The sequence below is a fragment of the Phytoactinopolyspora endophytica genome (genome assembly GCF_004138495.1).
Classification (GTDB): Bacteria; Actinomycetota; Actinomycetes; order Jiangellales; family Jiangellaceae; genus Phytoactinopolyspora; species Phytoactinopolyspora endophytica.
Genome location: NZ_ML142859.1, coordinates 90878 through 91343 on the forward strand (window position 1 = coordinate 90878; position 466 = coordinate 91343).

Annotated in this window: 1 pseudogene; it reads left to right on the top strand. The window is 68.2% G+C overall.

Annotation, left to right across the window (positions count from 1 at the left end):
- Positions 1 to 306: pseudogene (locus tag ELR45_RS35600) on the top strand (hypothetical protein); the annotation flags it as partial.
- Positions 307 to 466: the final 160 nt, after the last annotated feature.

Genomic DNA, 466 nt, shown 5'->3' on the forward strand with positions numbered 1-466 from the left:
GCCGGCACCTGGGTCGTCGACTTCACCGGCATCCAGGAGGGCGTCGAGCCCGAGTCGGTCGGGTGGGCCGACCCGCTGACGCTCGGGCCCGGCCCCTTCTGCACCACCACCTGGGATGGCGAGCCGACTCCCGCGGATGGCTGCCGACTCGGCGGGGCATGGTCGACCTATTGGTACAACGGCTTCCTCTACGAGAGCGATATCACCCGCGGATTGAACATCTACCGGCTGAGTGACCGGGCCGTGGCCGGCGCCATCAAGCTGCCGCATCTGAACCCGCAGACTCAGGAGTTCAGCCTCAGATAGGAGGACAAGCGGTCTGACGGCCTCCGTGCGGCAGATGGGCCCGCCGGTCTTCGCCGGCGGGCCCGCAGCACGGGCCTCAGCCTCCGGTGTCGACCTCCGTGGCGGACACACCCAACGCCTTCTGGATGAATGCGAGCTCGAGACGTGGAAGGTTGGCCAC